The sequence below is a fragment of the Mesotoga infera genome (genome assembly GCA_011045915.1).
Taxonomy (GTDB): domain Bacteria; phylum Thermotogota; class Thermotogae; order Petrotogales; family Kosmotogaceae; genus Mesotoga; species Mesotoga infera_D.
Map to the genome: position 1 here is coordinate 1 of DSBT01000279.1, position 2634 is coordinate 2634.

The 2634-nt window shown below is 47.1% G+C and carries 2 protein-coding genes; one reads left to right on the forward strand and one right to left on the reverse strand.

The genetic code is table 11. The features are described from left to right. The coding region (locus tag ENN47_09250; GenBank protein HDP78349.1) for a bacteriocin at positions 1 to 562 on the forward strand (562 nt) is incomplete at its 5' end. Between the two features lie 59 nt (positions 563 to 621). Here ENN47_09250 and ENN47_09255 read toward each other — a convergent pair. Then, positions 622 to 2634, reverse strand: a 2013-nt coding sequence (locus tag ENN47_09255; protein HDP78350.1) for an isoleucine--tRNA ligase, incomplete at its 5' end; no start/stop codon positions are given.

The window sequence follows — 2634 nt, forward strand, 5'->3', positions numbered from 1 at the left end:
AAGGGTTCCCTTCAAGCTGGTTCGCTGGCAGATGGATGATATTGAGAGAGGAGCCAAGGATTCCGACCTGGGACCGCTTGAGGAAGCAGCAAAACAGATAGCGCTCTTCGAAGAGAATGTTATCTATAATGGCTACCAAAAAGCGACGATCGAAGGAATTGTCGAGTCGGCTGAAAACGAACCGATTCCTTTGGGCTCAAAGCCGAGCGAAATAATCGAATCGCTTTCTAAGGCTGTCCAGGTTTTGAAGGACAATTTCGTGGATGGACCATTCGTTCTAATAGTGAATCCCAAGACTATGGCAATGCTGAACTCACATGTTTCAGGATACCCGCTTGTGAAGAGAATCGAGTCCTTCCTGGGAACAGATATCGTTGTCAGCAGAGTGGTTAAAGATGCGTTGCTTATTCCGAAGGATCATGATGACCTTGAAATGGTTATCGGCGGAGATTTCGAGATTGGTTATCAGAGTCACACGAACGAAGAGGTTGAGCTCTTCATATCGGAATCATTCACCTTCAGGATTCTCGATCCGGCTATCATTGTCAAACTGACGGTATAAGTTGTTTTTCCCTAAAGAGAAAACCGGGAGCATATACTCCCGGTTTTCTCATGTTTTGCCTAGATTCTCTCTACTCTAATCAGAGTGTTGTGCCCGTTGAGATTCCATTCTGTTCCGTCTTCAAGTCTCTCATCAAAGTTAACGGTGTCAGACAGAGTCTCTTCCTTTATGTAGTCCTCGAAACTCTCTATAGCATTGACGAGCGCGTCAGGCCCCGAAAAAGCTACTCTTATTCTGTCGGTGATCTCAAAGTCGGCTTCCTTTCTCATTGTCTGTATCTTCGACACCATCTCTCTTGCAAGCCCTTCCTGCAGCAGATCGGGAGTGAGTTCTGTATCCAGTATCACAAAGTTGTCATTGCTCATCTCGAAAGTGAAGCCTTCAAGCTCCTGGATTCGTATATCGAGGTCCTCTTCTTTTAGCTCGAAGAGCTTTCCTTGAACTTCAACCTCTATCTTGCCATCATGCTTAACTCTGGCTACTACTTCAGAAGGTTTCATCGATCTGAGAGCATTTCCGATAGATTTTAGATCTTTTCCGAACTTCGGGCCCATTACTCTGAAGTTCGGTTTCACTTCGTAATTGACGTAGTCTCCAAGTTCCTCGATATACTCTATGTCCTTCACGTTGATCTCTTCAAGGATCAGCTCCCGCATCGACTCGACAATCTTTCTGATGTTTCCGTCAACAAGTATCTTCGGCAGCGGCTGTCTGACCTTAATCTGCACCTTGTTTCTACATGCTCTTCCTAAGGTCACGATATCCATAACTGTAGCCATTCTCTTCTCAAGATCCGGCTCTATCAAGCTTTCATCGGCAACTGGATAAAGTTTGAGATGCACTGAACCCTTCTCTGCGTGTGTTAGATTCCGGAAGATCTCTTCGGCAGTGAAAGGAGCAATAGGCGCCATCAATCTCGCTACTGTCAACAACACCTCATACAACGTCAGATAAGCGGCCTTTTTGCTGTTGTCAAGCTCGCTCGTCCAGTATCTGTCTCGCGTCCTTCGCACATACCAGTTCGACACCTCTTCGACAACGAAATCCTGTATGGCCCTTACCGACTTTGTGAGATCATAATTGCTCAGAAGGTCTGTGACCTCCCTCACTAGAGTATTAAGCCTCGAGATTACCCATCTGTCGACTTCTTCCCTTTCCGAAACCGGCAGCTCGAATTCTACCGGATCGACGTCGTCCACATTGGCGTACATAGTGAAGAATGAGAAGACGCTGTGCAAAGTCCCGAAGAATTTGCTGTAAGTGTCCTTTACTCCGTCCTCATCGAACTTAGTCGGAACCCATGGCGGCGAGACCGCTAAGAGATACCATCTAAGGGTGTCAGCACCGTATTTGTCGATTATTTCCCATGGATCAACCGTGTTTCCCTTTGACTTGGACATCTTCTGACCGGTCCTGTCCAGTACGAGGTTGTTGACAAGAACATTCTTGTACGGAGACTGTCCGAAAAGAAATGTGGAAATTGACATAAGCGAGTAGAACCAGCCTCTTGTCTGATCGATTCCTTCACAGATGAAGTCGGCGGGGAAGAGTTCTCCCATGAAGCTCTCTTTGTTTTCGAAGGGATAGTGATGCTGAGCCACAGGCATTGCGCCGGAGTCAAACCAACAGTCTATGACCTCGGGAGTTCTCGTCATCTGGCCGCCACATTCACACCTGAGATGAACGTCGTCAACGTACGGGCGATGAAGCTCAATATCCTCCGAAATATCTTCTACTGCTCTCTCAACGAGTTCTTTTCTAGAGCCTACCGATGCGAGTTTTCCGCAGTCGTCGCACTTCCACACATTTAAAGGAGTTCCCCAGTATCTGTCTCTCGAGAGCGCCCAGTCTACCATGTTTTCGAGCCAGTTCCCAAAGCGGCCCTCGCCGACGAATTTCGGATACCAGTTGACGGAGTTGTTCACTTGGACCATCTTGTCCCGGTATTCCGTGGTCTTTATGTACCAGGATTTTCTCGCGTAATACAGAAGCGGAGTGTCACATCTCCAGCAGAAAGGATACGAGTGAGTCATGCGCTCCCTTTTAAATAAGAGGTTGTTGTCTTTCAAATA